Source organism: Cyclobacterium jeungdonense, assembly GCF_010994275.1.
Lineage (GTDB): Bacteria > Bacteroidota > Bacteroidia > Cytophagales > Cyclobacteriaceae > Cyclobacterium > Cyclobacterium jeungdonense.
Genome location: NZ_WMCD01000015.1, coordinates 39297 through 54120 on the forward strand (window position 1 = coordinate 39297; position 14824 = coordinate 54120).

The 14824-nt window shown below is 42.6% G+C and carries 15 protein-coding genes; 4 read left to right on the forward strand and 11 right to left on the reverse strand.

Going from position 1 to position 14824, the window contains the following annotated elements; translation table 11 throughout:
- Positions 1 to 17 precede the first annotated feature (17 nt).
- Both GKS34_RS21615 and GKS34_RS21620 read left to right on the forward strand, forming a co-directional pair.
- Positions 18 to 986 (forward strand): KpsF/GutQ family sugar-phosphate isomerase, encoded by a 969-nt coding sequence (locus tag GKS34_RS21615; protein ID WP_163387078.1) that lies wholly within the window; start codon positions 18 to 20, stop codon positions 984 to 986.
- A 2-nt stretch (positions 987 to 988) separates the two neighbouring features.
- Positions 989 to 2065: a mannose-1-phosphate guanylyltransferase gene (locus GKS34_RS21620; protein ID WP_163387079.1), complete on the forward strand. Its 1077-nt coding sequence runs from the start codon at positions 989 to 991 to the stop codon at positions 2063 to 2065.
- Positions 2066 to 2187: 122 nt separating this feature from the next.
- Here GKS34_RS21620 and murQ read toward each other — a convergent pair whose 3' ends face one another.
- From murQ to GKS34_RS21655, 7 genes are all read right to left on the reverse strand, one after another.
- Positions 2188 to 3021, reverse strand: a complete 834-nt coding sequence (gene murQ / locus GKS34_RS21625) for an N-acetylmuramic acid 6-phosphate etherase (RefSeq protein WP_163387080.1) — start codon at positions 3019 to 3021, stop codon at positions 2188 to 2190.
- Positions 3018 to 3860 carry an N-acetylglucosamine kinase gene (locus tag GKS34_RS21630; protein ID WP_163387081.1) on the reverse strand — a complete coding sequence of 281 codons (843 nt, stop codon included), beginning with the start codon at positions 3858 to 3860 and terminating at the stop codon, positions 3018 to 3020. The genes murQ and GKS34_RS21630 overlap by 4 nt, the downstream gene beginning before the upstream one ends.
- Positions 3861 to 4088 carry a cytochrome b5 domain-containing protein gene (locus GKS34_RS21635; RefSeq protein WP_163387082.1) on the reverse strand — a complete coding sequence of 76 codons (228 nt, stop codon included), beginning with the start codon at positions 4086 to 4088 and terminating at the stop codon, positions 3861 to 3863.
- 51 nt (positions 4089 to 4139) lie between these two features.
- Positions 4140 to 5297 carry a formimidoylglutamase gene (locus GKS34_RS21640; RefSeq protein WP_163387083.1) on the reverse strand — a complete coding sequence of 386 codons (1158 nt, stop codon included), beginning with the start codon at positions 5295 to 5297 and terminating at the stop codon, positions 4140 to 4142.
- Positions 5298 to 5383: 86 nt separating this feature from the next.
- Positions 5384 to 6688: an NADH:ubiquinone reductase (Na(+)-transporting) subunit F gene (nqrF, locus tag GKS34_RS21645; protein ID WP_163387084.1), complete on the reverse strand. Its 1305-nt coding sequence runs from the start codon at positions 6686 to 6688 to the stop codon at positions 5384 to 5386.
- 127 nt (positions 6689 to 6815) lie between these two features.
- Positions 6816 to 7658, reverse strand: coding sequence for an acetyl-CoA carboxylase, carboxyltransferase subunit beta (gene accD, locus GKS34_RS21650; RefSeq protein ID WP_163387085.1), 843 nt, complete (start codon positions 7656 to 7658; stop codon positions 6816 to 6818).
- A gap of 103 nt (positions 7659 to 7761) precedes the next feature.
- Positions 7762 to 8814 (reverse strand): mechanosensitive ion channel family protein, encoded by a 1053-nt coding sequence (locus GKS34_RS21655; RefSeq protein WP_163387086.1) that lies wholly within the window; start codon positions 8812 to 8814, stop codon positions 7762 to 7764.
- Between the two features lie 165 nt (positions 8815 to 8979).
- Here GKS34_RS21655 and GKS34_RS21660 point away from each other — a divergent pair, with 165 nt between their 5' ends.
- Positions 8980 to 10611 carry a carbon starvation CstA family protein gene (locus tag GKS34_RS21660; protein ID WP_163387087.1) on the forward strand — a complete coding sequence of 544 codons (1632 nt, stop codon included), beginning with the start codon at positions 8980 to 8982 and terminating at the stop codon, positions 10609 to 10611.
- Positions 10612 to 10789: 178 nt separating this feature from the next.
- Here the strand turns inward: GKS34_RS21660 and GKS34_RS21665 are convergent, their stop codons facing one another.
- Positions 10790 to 11371, reverse strand: coding sequence for a porin family protein (locus tag GKS34_RS21665; RefSeq protein WP_163387088.1), 582 nt, complete (start codon positions 11369 to 11371; stop codon positions 10790 to 10792).
- Positions 11372 to 11586: 215 nt separating this feature from the next.
- Between GKS34_RS21665 and GKS34_RS21670 the strand changes: the two genes are divergently transcribed.
- Positions 11587 to 12354: a hypothetical protein gene (locus GKS34_RS21670; protein ID WP_163387089.1), complete on the forward strand. Its 768-nt coding sequence runs from the start codon at positions 11587 to 11589 to the stop codon at positions 12352 to 12354.
- A gap of 28 nt (positions 12355 to 12382) precedes the next feature.
- Here the strand turns inward: GKS34_RS21670 and GKS34_RS21675 are convergent, their stop codons facing one another.
- The 3 genes from GKS34_RS21675 to GKS34_RS21685 all read right to left on the reverse strand — a co-directional run bounded on the left by GKS34_RS21675 (position 12383) and on the right by GKS34_RS21685 (position 14768).
- On the reverse strand, positions 12383 to 13510 hold the full coding sequence (locus GKS34_RS21675; RefSeq protein ID WP_163387090.1) for a transporter: 1128 nt from the start codon (positions 13508 to 13510) through the stop codon (positions 12383 to 12385).
- 340 nt (positions 13511 to 13850) lie between these two features.
- Positions 13851 to 14417 (reverse strand): hypothetical protein, encoded by a 567-nt coding sequence (locus GKS34_RS21680; RefSeq protein ID WP_163387091.1) that lies wholly within the window; start codon positions 14415 to 14417, stop codon positions 13851 to 13853.
- A gap of 96 nt (positions 14418 to 14513) precedes the next feature.
- A complete protein-coding gene (locus tag GKS34_RS21685; RefSeq protein WP_163387092.1) occupies positions 14514 to 14768 on the reverse strand; it encodes a DUF4834 domain-containing protein in 255 nt (84 codons plus the stop codon).
- Positions 14769 to 14824: the final 56 nt, after the last annotated feature.

The following is a 14824-nucleotide window of genomic DNA, read 5'->3' on the forward strand; positions in this document are numbered from 1 at the left end:
AATTAACAACTCTAAAATTGAATTTACTAAAAAATATTAAACATACGGCAATTAAAGTCTTTCAAAACGAGGCCGATGCGCTATTAAATCTGATCCCTTATATCGGGGATGATTTTGAGGCCTGTGTGCAGGATTTATTGCAGGCTTCCGGTAGGGTGGTCGTAACCGGAATTGGAAAAAGTGCTATTATATCAAATAAAATTGTGGCAACCTTCAATTCCACAGGAACTCCTTCTTTATTTATGCATGCCGCCGATGCAATTCATGGAGATTTAGGTATGATTAAAAAAGAAGATTTTGTAATATGCGTATCCCAAAGTGGCAATACCCCAGAGATAAAAGTCTTGGTCCCGCTACTTAAACAGCTGGGAAATAAGCTGATAGCTCTGGTAGGTAACCGGGGTAGCTACCTGGCGAAACAGGCAGATTATGTTTTGTATACCGGGATTGAGGAGGAAGCCTGTCCCAATAATCTGGCACCGACCACTAGTACCACGGTTCAAATGGCCATGGGGGATGCACTGGCTGTTTGCCTGCTTTCTGCCAGGGGTTTTACGGCCGAATCTTTTGCCCGGTTTCATCCTGGTGGAGCCTTGGGCAAACAACTTTACCTGAAGGTAGGTGACCTGATGGACAAGTCCCTGCTTCCGCTGGTAGAGGAAGATGCTTCCCTTAAGGAAGTGATTGTTGAAATAAGCAGCAAACGTCTTGGTGCTACCGCTGTAGTGAATAAGCAGGGAAGGTTGGTAGGTATCGTTACAGATGGGGACTTGAGGAGAATGCTTCAAATGAATCCGGACCTTTCCCAAATTCTTGCGGGAAGTATTATGTCCAAAGCTCCAAAGACGATTGGAGAGGAGGAATATGCCGTAAAAGCCCTCGGTTTGATGCGGTCGTATAATATCACGCAGCTGGTCGTGACAAAAGGTGATGAAGTCATTGGCTTCATTCATATACATGATTTAATGAAGGAAGGTATTGTATAATTATGGAAGTAGAGGATAGGTACATTGTTATTTTAGCAGGCGGTATTGGCATTAAATTTTGGCCTACCAGTCGGTATCACAAACCCAAGCAATTTTTGGATTTGCTTGGGACCGGCCGTTCGTTGTTGCAAATGACCTTTGACCGGTTCAGACCTTATTACGATAATCGACAGTTTATCGTCGTTACCAATACTCGATACCTGCCGCTGGTAAAAGAGCAACTTCCGGAACTGGCAGACGAACAGCTTTTGGTAGAGCCTTTAAGGCGGGATACTGCCGTATCAATTGCTCTGGCTAGCTATAAAATTAAAAAATTAAACCCCAATGCCCGGGTGTTGATTAGTCCCTCTGACCAATTGATTTTTAATGAGAAAGCATTTTTTGAAGCCATCGAATTAGCCATGGAAGGGGCCAGGGAGTCAGGAAATTTAGTCACGTTGGGCATCAGGCCAAACCGTCCGGATACGAGTTACGGATACATCCAATATTTTCCGGAAGAAGGAAAACCCGTAAAAAAAGTAAAAACCTTTACGGAAAAGCCAGACCTTTCCCTTGCTACTACTTTTCTGGAAAGTGGCGATTTTGTTTGGAATTCAGGGACGTTCATTTGGAAAAATAAGAGTATCATCGCATCATTTGAAAAGCATCTTCCAGAAATAGCGGAAGTCTTTGAAGAAGGAGAGATGTATTTTTGTACAGAAAATGAGCGACCGTTTTTGAAAAAAGCCTATAGCTTGATCAAAAATATTTCCATAGACCATGGGGTGTTGGAAAAATCGGATGAAGTATTCACCGTTTTGGGAGATTTCGGATGGTCCGATTTAGGGTCCTGGCAAAATCTTTACGAGGTAAGTAAAAAAGACGAGAAGAAAAACACGGTGCTGGGAGAAGCACTACTCTACGACACCGAGAACTGCTTCATCAAGTTGCCCAAAGACAAGTTGCTGGTGGTTCAGGGCTTAAAGGAATATTTGATCAGTGATAGCGATAACGTCTTGTTGATTTGCAAATTAGGTGACGAAGGGAAATTTCGTGAATTTGTCACAGATGCGAAGAAAATTGATGAGCGCTTTATTTAAGGTAGAACATGGTAATGCTTACCCCGACCGGCAAATTCAGAGCAAAGAAATTTCTTTCCGGTAAATTAAAAAGGGTCGCCCTGATAGGGTAATTCCCCAAACTTCGGCATCCATTGGGGATTTCAACTTACACTGCCAGTATCCTCCCCTGTTTCTTTTTCAAAGGCCGCCACTGCATTTCTGACCGAGCCATACCGATGCAGCATTTCGTTTGCTTCTTGTTCGTTTAGCCCGGTAGCTTCCATGATCATTCGGGTGCCTCTCTGCACTAATTTTTTATTGGAAAGTTGCATGTCCACCATTTTGTTTCCTTTCACCTTGCCCAATTTGATCATGACGCTGGTAGAAATCATGTTGAGAGCTAATTTTTGGCCTGTTCCCGACTTCATTCGGGTACTGCCGGTAACAAACTCCGGACCGACCACGACTTCTACCGGGAAAGAAACGGATTTGGCAAGCGGACTTCCTTCGTTACAAGTAATACAACCAGTTAGCAGGCCAGCAGCACCTGCCGCTTTTACCCCCCCAATGACATAAGGAGTGGTACCTGAGGCAGCAATGCCAATGACTGAGTCTTGTTCATTAATCCCATACTTTTGGATATCTTTCCATGCCTGATCGGGATCATCTTCGGCGTTTTCTACGGCTTTTCGGATGGCATGATCTCCACCGGCGATAAGACCAATGACCAGGTCATGTGGAACGCCATAGGTAGGCGGACACTCGGAAGCATCCAAAATCCCCAATCTTCCGCTGGTACCCGCCCCAATATAAATCAACCGCCCTCCTTTTTGCATGCGAGGCACAATGGCTTCAATCAGGGCTTCTAGTTGTGGCAAGGCTTTAAGTACAGCCAGAGGAACGGTTTGATCCTCTTTATTCATATTGGTCAGCAATTCGTTGACCGACATGTTTTCCAGGTGATCGTAAAACGATGGGCTTTCGGTAGTGCTCATATTTTTTTTTGATGGTATAGGGTCAAGCCTGCTATTGGTGTTTCGATGATGGTTTTTATTTGTATTTGCAGGTCTTCTCCTACTTTTCTGAGTACATCGTGATTGTAGTAGGCTATGGATCCCACAAAATTTACCGGCTTTTCTTGATAACCTTCGTAACGCATCACATGGCGGTAGAAAAAGTCTTTGAAACCATCATATATCAGCCGGTAACAGTAGGGATCTGATTTATGCTGGGTAATGAAAGTACAAAATCCAGCCATGTACCGGTTGGGGAAGGGTTTTTTGTAGACGTTGTCCTGGATCTCAAATATGGACAGGTTATATGTTTTGATGCATTCTTCCCGGATAGATGCAGGCATGTCGTCATAGATGAAATCCTGTAAAAAATGTTTACCAATGTAAGATCCCCCTCCTTCATCTCCTAAAAGGTAACCAGGAGACGGCCGACTCATGGTAATGTTTTCCCCATCGTAGTCGCCGCTATTGGAGCCTGTCCCCAGTATGCATGCGATCCCGGGTTCGTGCCCGCAGGTTGCCCGTGCCGAAGCCAACAAGTCGTGGTCTACAAATACCCTAGCCGCCGGATACAAACTGTTGATGGCTTGCCGTACGGATTCCTGATTACTTTGCGAAGTGCAACCTGCCCCATAAAAATGAACCTCATTGACCTGTTCCCTCAATTCCAACAGCGGAGGGGAATTAAGTCCCGCAATCATGTCCTTTTTGGTTTGGTAATAGGGATTAAACCCAATTGTTCTAAATTGAGAAACGGCACCATTTTTTTGGATTACCCGCCAATCGGTTTTGCTGGAACCACTGTCTGCGATCAGGATCATTTATTTTAGGTAGCCTATAGGTTCAAATTTATCAAATACATTCGCTGAATGGGGGGCGTCTTTCAACTCCTCTGTGAGGTCCTGTCCCGCCCAATGCTCGTAGTGACGCCCATTTTTCCAAAGCCTGGAATTTCCAAGGTCGTAGATCTTTCCGCAGAAAGCAATCCAGATTTCAGGCTTGTCTTGCCCGTTGCGTAAGGCCAGTTGGTTTTTTGAAAGGAAAATCATGAATCCACTTTGCTACAAATATACCACAGGATCCGCAATTTCCATCATTAATCAGTAGAGTTTGAGTTGGGAGTTGACCCATCGTTCCGGGATTTCTCCCCTTTGAGCGGTTTGGTAGTCCTGATAGCTGCAGGGAATGATGGTATCCCTGTTAAATTTTTCGTTTTGGTTTTTGGGTATCTCCATCCACCATTTCCCACTTAATTTGCTTTTGTAAAAATGCAAAATGGAAGGTTTGGAATCCAAAGAAACAGTATATTTTATATAATCATTGCTTTGGAAAGACAAGCTGTCTTTCCGCTGGTAAAAGCCCTCAATAAAGTACCAGATCATGGTAGCAATTACAGAAGCCGTTTTTTGGCGAGAATCGTCTAAATTGGAATGGTATCCATAAATCCCCATAGAGCTCAATTTTTCATTTGTTCCAGCAAACCAACAAATTTGACAAGCCTCTTCAGCACTCAGACCAAAAGGCTGGGCATCTATCGCCCCGGGAGCATCTGATGAATGGATGGCACAGATATCGAAACTCAACAGGTCCGCATTCCGAATGAGCGGTTCTGTTTCTTTGAAGCTATCTCTTAATTGACCTAGCCGGATATGGTCGAAATACAATTTTTCCAAGGTAGTTACCAATTCCGGGTCCGTCAGAAAACTCTGATAGGCCAGGTGGCAATAATTAAACATGTAATTGGGCTCGTGCAAAATAATATCCTGCGAATGCAACTCCTGAGCTGTTCCCTGGTCTTCCATGTCCATTTTAGCATCCACGGTCAGCAAGCTAACCAGCTTTTTCATGTGTTGGTAGGATTTGAACTGGCCAATATCCAAATCGTGGCTACCTCCTATAAAGACGGGTAAAATCTGGGATTTTAAGAGAAATTCTCCAATGGCACTCAAAAGGGAAATGGTTTCTTCTCTGTTTTTACCGGTTTTAAGGTTGCCTAAGTCAGCGATGCTGTAGTTACTTTGCCCTTTTTTTAATGGGTATAATCTTTTCCGTACGTTTTCCGTACTTCCTGATACAGACAGCAGCTGCTCATCCTCGGTACCTCTGTATTCTTCGATCCCAATTAGGGCTATATGGATACCTTCCAAGTCTGGGAAGGTTTCGGCATGGCAATGAATGTGGTAATAAAACGCATTGTGTCCAAACTGCTGATGTAAAAGTTTTGCAGGGATGGGGTCGAAAAATGCCTGAAGATCCATGGATATTCGTTCAAATTAAAGATCAAATCTAATGAAAACACATGGAAAAAAAAAGGTCCCGTTTGCATAACGGGACCCAAATGGAGTTATCCCCCAAAGTCATCAAACCGAATATTCTCGTTAGGTACCCCCATGTCGTCAAGCATTTTCAAGACGGCTGAATTCATAAGTGGAGGTCCACACAGATAGTATTCGATTTCATCTGGCTCTTCTACATCTTTCAGGTAGTTATCATAAAGTACCTGGTGAATAAATCCCACGTATCCATCACCTTCTTTGTCGTCAAGAGATTTTTTTACCTTCCAGTTATCTTCAGGAAGGGGCTCAGATAGACCGATATAGAAGTTGAAATTTGGAAAGTTTTCCTCGATGTCTCTGAAATGAGGTGTGTAAAATAGTTCTTTCTTTGACCGACCCCCATACCAGTAAGATACCTTTCGGTCCGTTTTTTCGGTATGGAAAAGGTGAAAAAGATGGGAACGCAATGGGGCCATACCAGCCCCTCCTCCAATATAGATCATTTCCCTTTGGGTAGGGTTAATGTGGAACTCCCCGTAAGGACCTGAAATGGTGACCTTATCGCCGGGTTTTCTTGAAAAAACATAGGAGGAACAAATTCCCGGATTTACGTCCATCCACTTGTTATTCGCTCGGTCCCAGGGGGGTGTTGCGATACGGATCGTAAGCATGACGATGTTCCCTTCAGCGGGATGATTAGCCATAGAATAAGCTCTAAAAATCTCTTCATCGTTTTTCATCACCAAATCCCACAGACCAAACTTATCCCAATCACTTTGGTATACATCCTCTGGATGCTCAAGTTCAGGGTGTGGCGTAATGTCCATATCCTTGAAGGTTACGACAATCGGCGGAACATCGATCTGTATGTATCCTCCTGGTTCAAAATCAAGTGTTTCACCTTCAGGAAGTTTGACTTTAAACTCTTTAATAAACGTAGAAACGTTATAATTTGACACCACTTCACATTCCCACTTTTTGATTCCAAAGATTTCTTCGGGAATGCGAATTTTCATGTCATTCTTAACCTTTACCTGGCAAGAAAGTCTGACGTTATTTTGCTTTTCAGCCCTGCTGAGGTGCCCTTCTTCGGTGGGCAATACTTCTCCTCCACCATCTTCTATGGTACATTTGCACATGGCACATGTTCCACCCCCTCCACAAGCAGAAGGTAGAAAAATTTTCTTATTTCCTAGGGTGGATAACAGGGTTGAGCCGGCAGAGGCAATCAGTGGATTTTTCTCATCGCCGTTGATGATGATTTTTACATCACCTGAGGCAACCAACTTGGATTGGGCAAAAAGAAGAACTAAGACCAGTAGCAAAATAATAATGGTAAATGCTACAATCGAGGTAATGATTACTGAACTCATCTAATCAATTTTTTAACTTTATCAGTGCGTTTAACTGGCATTTGACTGGTACAAATATATTTATATTTCATCAAAAGCATTGAATTATCAGGATATTTTCATCCCATGTTTCTAATGGTATAACTCGCTAATTGCGAAGTAAGTTTAATAAAGTGTACATTCTGTTTTTCAACTGGCGCCTGTCGATGATGAAATCCAGAAAACCATGTTCCAACACAAACTCTGAACTTTGAAATCCCCTGGGAAGGTCTTTTCCAATGGTTTCCCGGATGACTCTGGGTCCTGCAAAACCAATCAGAGCACCGGGCTCTGCTAAATTAAAATCTCCTAACATGGCATAGGAGGCCGTTACGCCCCCGGTAGTTGGGTCTGTCATAAGGGAGATGTAAGGAATACCGGCATCATCCAAAAGAGCAAGTTTAGCAGAAGTTTTAGCCATTTGCATTAAACTGAATCCGGCTTCCATCATTCTGGCTCCTCCCGATTTGGAGATCATCAAAAAGGGAACCTTGTGCTTCAAAGAATAGTCGATGGCTCGGGATATTTTTTCTCCCACCACCGACCCCATGGATCCCCCAATAAAATTAAAATCCATGCAAGTGATGACCAGGTCCAAACCGTTAAGTTTACCGACTCCGGTTCGTGCGGCATCATTCAGGTTCGTTTTAGCAATGGTATCTTTGATCCGGGTAGTGTACGGTTTGCTATCTACAAAATTAAGCGGATCCCCAGATGTCATATTTTTGTCCAATTCTTTGAACTGATTGTCGTCAAACAAGATTTCAAAATATTCCTTGGAACCTATTTTTACGTGATAGTCATCATCAGGGCAGACATAGGAGTTGTTTTTTAATTCACGGGTATGGATAATATTTCCTTTTGGAGTTTTATACCACAGACCGTCGGGGGTGTCTTTTTTTTCCTCAGTGGAGGTTTTGATTCCCGCATCTTTTCTTTTAAACCAAGCCATAAAGTTTTGTTTAAATCAGCCCAAATGAAATTGGGATTACAAATTTATGCGTATTATCCGTTAAATAAAACCAAAATCTGCATTCTCCAAAATTTCATGTTAATCAACCGCTGTCTTTGGTTTCGATTTTTTCGAGTAGCACCCGGCATTTAGGAAGGGATTCAGGATAGTTCTCTTGAAGGTACGACAACATTTTTTCCCTTACCAAACACCTGAGATCAAAGGCGGTAGGGCTGTCCCTTGCACTCATTAAACAGCGAATTTCTACTGATTTTTCAGTATAATCCGTGACCTGCAAAACCTGAACCTTTCTATCCCATAGCGGACTGCCCTCCAGAATCTCTTTGAGTTTTGTTTTTAGTTTTTCTACAGGAATGGTATGGTCCAGGTATAGGAATACCGTCCCCCAAATATCTGCAGTAGTTCTGGTCCAGTTTTGAAAGGGGGTTTCTATAAAGTAATTGATGGGAAGAACCAACCTTCGTTGATCCCATATTTTTACTACTACATAAGTCAGGTTAATTTCTTCTATTTTTCCCCATTCTTCTTCCACTACTACCACATCATCAATGCGAATGGGCTGCGTGAAGGCAATTTGAAATCCTGCCAGTAAATTGGCAATGGATTTCTGGGCCGCCAATCCTACGATTATCCCCAGAATTCCAGCCGAGGTAAGTAAGCCGGCTCCGATCTTACGTGCCGATTCAAAATGCATCAAAATGGCAGAAAGTGCAACAATAATCACAATGATGATGAATAGCTTTCGGATAAAAGCCACCTGCGTAAGTATTCGTCTCTCTCTTAAATTATTTTCTTTGTTAGAAGTGAAATTTTCTAAAAATGCATGCCGCATTACATTGGACAGCTCAATGATGATCCAGGTAAGATTGATAATTGCCAGGACAATAAAAAAATCCTGCTTTCCCAAGTGTTCCAACCCGGGCGGCGAAAAGAAAGGTTCGATCAGGGGGAAAATGGCGATAAAGAAGCCCCATTTTAGCGCAGTGGAAAATTTCCGCATGGATCGCTTGCCTTTTTCAGTCTTCGGCTTATAAACCAGTTGGGCTAATTTAGGGAATAGCAGCCACAAGAAAACATGGCTAAACACCAAAATTCCAAATGCTATTCCTACAAATATAAGGGTTTCTCTTTCCATGGCGAAAATGGGGGCTTTCGTGAGGAGAATCAGGGGCAGGATCAAAATTCCCTTTCTTAACGCTTGTCTTCCATGCCAAAAACTGATAACTTTTTTAAATTAGGGTTTATTTCTGACGAAATCAATTTTCTGATTATCTTTAAGTAATTAATCTGAATCCATACCATGCAACTCACCTATCTATTTGTTTTTTCTGCTATCATATTGGCTGGTGCGTATTTTATTTACGGTAAATACGTCTTTAAAAAATTTAAGATCAACAACGATAATCTAACGCCATCTCATCGATTAAACGATGGGGTAGATTATGTGCCCAGTAAACCTATCGTCGTTCTGGGGCATCATTTTGCATCCATTGCGGGTGCCGGCCCCATTGTTGGGCCTATCATTGCCATTACTTTTGGATGGGTACCTGCTGTGATTTGGATTTTGATAGGGGGGGTCTTCTTTGGAGCGGTTCATGATCTTGGAAGCATGGTAGCCTCGCTTAGAAATGATGGCAAATCCATTGGCGTCATCATCCAAAATAATATCGGCAAAAAGGGTAAGCGGCTGTTCATTCTTTTTAGTTTTTCTACACTCATATTGATTATTGCCGTTTTTGCAGATATCATAGCCAAAACCTTTGTAAGTAATCCAGGCGTGGCTTCGGCTTCAATCCTGTTCATCATCCTGGCGGTTTTATTTGGTCTGGTAACCAAATGGACCGGTAATCGCAAGAAGGCATTTTTAATTGCTTCTGTTCTGGGGGTGACGCTAATGTATTTTTTTGTCTACGTTGGCATGCAGATTCCCTTCGTCCTCAATTACCAGGTATGGATTTATATATTACTTATCTATGCCTTTATAGCCTCCGTTACTCCTGTGTCCATGTTGCTGCAACCTAGAGACTATCTCAATAGTTTTTTGTTATACGGTCTAATTCTAGCGGCTATCGTGGGCGTCTTTGTAGCCAATCCCACCATCGCCATGGACACAAAAGTACATGTGACCGATGAAAACCTGGGATATCTTTTTCCAGTTCTTTTTGTTACCATCGCCTGCGGAGCCATTAGCGGGTTTCATTCCCTGGTTGCTTCGGGAACCACTTCCAAACAACTTGACAAAGAGACCGATGCCAAACTGGTCGGTTTTGGAGGGATGTTAATCGAATCTTTTCTGGCAATTATCTCGGTGGGTGCCGTAGTGGTTTTGACCCGTTCGGATTATTTGTCACGGCTGGGAGCAGAAGGCCCCGTGCCTTTATTTGCAGACGGATTGGGAACCATCATATCTTCCATGGGCGTACCCGAATCCTTTGCGGTAGGATTTGTGGCCCTGACAGTGTCAGCATTTGCCCTTACCACCCTGGACACCTGTACCCGTTTAGCCAGATTCACCCTTCAGGAATATTTTGAAGATGTAAAGCAACCTGTTGGTAAGAAAATTTCTCAAAACAGGTACATTTCCACCGGTGTAGTGGTGGTGCTTTCTGTTCTTTTGCTAGGCAGCGGAGGCTTTGCCACGCTCTGGCCTATCTTTGGATCAGCCAATCAACTCTTGGCTGCTTTAGCACTACTGACCATATCCGTCTGGTTAATCAAGAAAAAGATTAACCCGACCTTTGTGACTATTCCCATGTTTTTCATGTTTACGGTTACCTTGAGTTCCCTGGGTTTATTCGCCTGGCAGAATTTTCAGAAAGATGCGTACGTGCTTTCCATTATAGCCGCCATTTTGTTTGTCCTTTCCTTTGCGCTGATATTCCTGGCCAAAAAAAGTTTAACCAAAGAAGCAAAAGTAAAAGAACTGGTCTAAACATCCACCAATAGACCAGTTCTCATAAAGCTAATTTCATATGAAATCGAGCATGACGAATACGTCACACAAGGGGATGATTATAAAGCATGCGAGATTCTCCCGATTAAAGATCGGGACAGGCTATCTGGCCGCTTAAAACAAATTATAAACAGACGAAATATGCGGACGACGATTATCAAAACAACTTAAAACCAAGGGACACGATCAGTTGATTTTGTCGCTGGTCAGTTTGAACCTGAGGAAACGTGTTAACAGAATTAGAAAGGGCCCCTTCGTATTTCAGATCCATCAAAAAATTACCAATATCTACCCCGACTCCTGCCTGGTATCCATAGGTAAATTCTTCTTTTGGCGGTATGATTTTCTGGCGCGTACCATTATTAGCCACGATGTCCCCATTGATCAGGTAGCTGGCTACTGGTCCTGCCTGGAGCCTTAAAACTCCTCCCAATTTGACTCCTATCATTAACGGAACGTCCAACCTGTCGAAGGAAACGTCGTAGTTAAAGGAATTGTTGGAAAAGGAGCCACCGGTATTGGTGTACAATACCTCCGGTTGAAGGAAAATAATGGGTAAATTTATCCGTGCAAAAGCCCCCAAATGGTAGCCCATTTTGGAATCCTCTCCCCGGAAACCGTCCGTAACGTGCACATCTCCCTGAGAAACACCGAATTTGGGACCTACCGTAAAGACCTGTCCTTTTACTTCTCCGAGGATTAGCCCGGAAAAAAGAATTGCGATTACTAAATTTTTCATCTGTTCGTGCGGGTTAAATTAATTATTGAGTATCCTTGCCCTGATAACCAATTTTGTGCCATTTTTAGTATTTCTGCTTCTATTTTTTTTCTAATTTTGAAGTTTTAGTTCGGAAAAAGTATAAACAATGTATGGTTTACAAAGGTTACGCCGTTGTTTCACGTATAGTTGTTTATACGCCGAAGACATATTCGAGCCGATTAAAATCCTATTGCATGAAAATTTTATTCAGGAAACTTGCTTTTTATGGGTTACTTATTGGGGTCTTTTTTTCTTGTTCAGTGCCTGAACGAGAAGATCCTTTTGTAGGAATGGCCGCTGCCAGGTGGGATGTGGGAAAATCCGCTACTTTTTTGTTATCTGATGATCGATTTTCCAATTTGGAGCTGGAGGTAGTTTACATGAAAGGGTATAAACCTACTGATTATTTGATGGAATCCATGGTTGAATTTCTTCAGGAAACGACTCTCAAGCCAGGGGGGATTGAGATCATTGAAAGAGAAATACCCGCAGAGGGCGAGGAATTCTATTCTACCGAGGATATTGGCAATCTGGAGGACAGGTATCGTGAAAGTTATAATGACGGAAATACGGTCTCGGTGTTTTTTTTAGTAGTGGATGGTTCCTACATGCAAAATGAAGAAGAGTTCTTTACCATAGGAGCTGCTTACCGAAATACAAGTATGGTCCTATTCGGAAAGAGAATTGCCGAGAACTCCGGAGGACTCGGAAGACCCTCCAGAGGCACACTGGAAACAACCGTAGCATTGCATGAATTGGGGCATCTTTTGGGATTGGTAAATGTAGGCAGTGAAATGGTAACTCCTCATGAGGATCAGGGAAAGGAATATCATTGTGACAATGATTCCTGTTTGATGTATTGGACCGTGGAAACCGATAATGTATTACGATTCACCCCCCAAACCATTCCCACGCTGGATGAAAACTGCAGAAATGACCTGCGTGGTAATGGAGGAAGGTAAATTCCCCCCGATCACTCGGGGGGAGGGGTTAAAATTGGTTAAAGGGGCTTGTTTCTTTTTTAACAAATCTCCAGGCCAATCCTACATTAAGGAGATAATCGGCAAAAGCAGCATCCCCATGGCGGTAATTATCAGGGGTAGATGCAGCAATGTCCGTTACGCTTCTCGTTCGGTTTCGGTGCAAGGCTACTGGCACATTCAGATTAATAGTTAAATTATTGATCATGTAACTGAATCCAGGTTCGATTGAAATCACATATCCGGGCCTTCGAAATCCTTCATCCCCGCCGAAAAGATCCCTAACAGGTACTCCTTCTATCCTTCCACCCAAAGAGATTCCCATTCCGTGAACAAATAGAGACTTGAAAATTCCGGCTCTAAGGGCGAATTGATCGGGAACAGCCATTATAGCTTCATTCGATAAAACGGGGCTTAGAGTTTCCCGAAAGGTACGGGTGCCATTGGTCGTTCGGGGATTAATAAGGTAGAAGCCATCGTAAAACAGGACGAACTCTTTCCCTAAAAAGCGAAGGCCCTGCGTGTCTACAATGAGCCCAAAGCCACCGTCTCCAGGCTGGATGGATTGATCCACGGGTCTTCTTTCCTGACTTCCAGGCCCGTTTACGTTAAAGAAGGAACTTTTTGCATTGTAATTTCCGGTGGGTAATTTTAAACTGGCTCCAATGGCCATGTTTCCGTTTTTGGCGTTATCACCACTTAAGAGCCAATAGCCTGCCCCTATTCTCATATCTGCTATTCCCTGGGAGTAACTGGTATGCCTTTCGGTTCTGCCATGTTCGTATAGTGAACTTCTCTCATTGTAAACAAAGGGTAAGGAAACCAGGCCGTATAGCCGGTTGGTGAATGCGTAGCTGATGTTCAGGTCCACCGAATGGGACCAATTAATCACTTCTGTGTTGTTGGTAACGCGGTCTGGCTCTTCATGCGATCCCTTAAAATGCCTGAAAGACCGGAAATACCGGTAATTAGTGAGTAAATTCCATTCCCCCTGTTGAAGGAGTTCTCCCTGGTTGAGGGAGTTGCCAATTCCTGAGAATTGCCGGATGGCTACGCATCCCTGCGCATTGGTTCTTATCTCTGGTAGAAAGAACAGGATAAGGGTGCAAGAAATAAGTAATGAAAGTTTATTCTTCATTGGTTAAGTACATTAGAGTAAAACAATAAAATATTGATAAGCACAAAACCTGGTTTTCCCTATTCGTCAACTAGAAAATGGGAAAGGGTTCCTTTCTTTTTTCCAGTAAGTAGATTTAAGTAGATTAAATAATTAGTCTTAACGAAAGGAGGATACTCCCATATTAAAACCAATTAGATTCCTTAAAAGGAACTGGATTGAAAAGCATTTCTTTTCCCAGGTATTTGTCGCTACAGCTTTCAGATACGGGCGTTTTTTGTGGCGAAACAACCAGAAGCCCCGCAGTCAGGTTAATTAAGTGAAAGACCGGTTGTCCTGAAGAGCTGCGACGAAAGGAAATTTATCCCAGGTCAGGTGCCAGGGGTGCAAAAAATGCATTCCAGGGTGGAGGTGAAGGTATGCAAATTGAAATTTTATCCCATTTATGGGTAAGAAGTTCTTTCCAATGGAATTGACTTGAATCTGGAATATAAAAATGTAAGGAAAAAAGCGGGAGAAGGTAGTCCTTAACGGAGGGTTGGCTGATTATCTTATTCTGCTCACTTGAATTTGAGGTTTCCACCAGGGATAATACCCACTGTTTGGTATTTAATTCTAAAATGATTTTTGCCCGATCGGGTACATAAACCAGTTCGAAAGTGTCATTAATAAATCTTTTTTTGATAGCCCGATAAGCCTTTCCGTCCAGTTTGAAAGGGATGTTTGCCAGCTGAAAACCTTCTTCTTCGAACGCATAGGGAAGCTTCATGGGGATTTTCATTATCCGCTTCCCTTCAAAAGATTCCTCAAAGACCCTTTGCTCCCAATCCTTTTCAATTTTATATTGATACGCAGCATAGAAGGCATAGAACCCAAAATGGTAGCAGGTAAAACACCCTAAGAGCAGTATAGCGACGAATTGCTTCATTTCTCTCTAAATTTATCAAAAAATAGGGAAATCGGGAACGAAGCAGAAATTCTTTTTTGGGGGATAGAATAAATTTAAAAAGTATACGATCTATTATTAATCTTTCACTTCCTCATAATCGATATAATCTCCACCGGAAATGTTTCCAGATGAGCCTTTTTTCTGTTCGCCCGGCACGAAATCCACATTGACATTTCCGTCCCTGGGTTTATTTTTTTTTCTAGCCTCTTCCCGTTGGGCAGCCTGAACCTGATCGGCAAATTTTTTCAGTTTGCTATTTAGGAAGTAACGAAGCAGACTTGAAAATATCCACCCCAAGGCAATGAAGAATATAATAATCTTTAAAATCATGGTAACCAATTTTGAAAATCCAGTGATTGAAGTGGGGATGATAAGTCAACCCTTTA

Excerpts from the sequence above, each read along its gene's own strand:
- nqrF (WP_163387084.1), bottom strand. The coding sequence starts at position 6,688 with ATGAGTTCAGTAATCATTACCTCGATTGTAGCATTTACCATTATTATT.
- GKS34_RS21635 (WP_163387082.1), bottom strand. The coding sequence starts at position 4,088 with ATGATTTTCCTTTCAAAAAACCAACTGGCCTTACGCAACGGGCAAGAC.
- GKS34_RS21630 (WP_163387081.1), bottom strand. The coding sequence starts at position 3,860 with ATGATCCTGATCGCAGACAGTGGTTCCAGCAAAACCGATTGGCGGGTA.
- GKS34_RS21640 (WP_163387083.1), bottom strand. The coding sequence starts at position 5,297 with ATGGATCTTCAGGCATTTTTCGACCCCATCCCTGCAAAACTTTTACAT.
- GKS34_RS21660 (WP_163387087.1), top strand. The coding sequence starts at position 8,980 with ATGCAACTCACCTATCTATTTGTTTTTTCTGCTATCATATTGGCTGGT.
- GKS34_RS21655 (WP_163387086.1), bottom strand. The coding sequence starts at position 8,814 with ATGGAAAGAGAAACCCTTATATTTGTAGGAATAGCATTTGGAATTTTG.
- GKS34_RS21675 (WP_163387090.1), bottom strand. The coding sequence starts at position 13,510 with ATGAAGAATAAACTTTCATTACTTATTTCTTGCACCCTTATCCTGTTC.
- GKS34_RS21665 (WP_163387088.1), bottom strand. The coding sequence starts at position 11,371 with ATGAAAAATTTAGTAATCGCAATTCTTTTTTCCGGGCTAATCCTCGGA.
- GKS34_RS21670 (WP_163387089.1), top strand. The coding sequence starts at position 11,587 with ATGAAAATTTTATTCAGGAAACTTGCTTTTTATGGGTTACTTATTGGG.
- GKS34_RS21680 (WP_163387091.1), bottom strand. The coding sequence starts at position 14,417 with ATGAAGCAATTCGTCGCTATACTGCTCTTAGGGTGTTTTACCTGCTAC.
- GKS34_RS21685 (WP_163387092.1), bottom strand. The coding sequence starts at position 14,768 with ATGATTTTAAAGATTATTATATTCTTCATTGCCTTGGGGTGGATATTT.
- murQ (WP_163387080.1), bottom strand. The coding sequence starts at position 3,021 with ATGAGCACTACCGAAAGCCCATCGTTTTACGATCACCTGGAAAACATG.
- GKS34_RS21620 (WP_163387079.1), top strand. The coding sequence starts at position 989 with ATGGAAGTAGAGGATAGGTACATTGTTATTTTAGCAGGCGGTATTGGC.
- accD (WP_163387085.1), bottom strand. The coding sequence starts at position 7,658 with ATGGCTTGGTTTAAAAGAAAAGATGCGGGAATCAAAACCTCCACTGAG.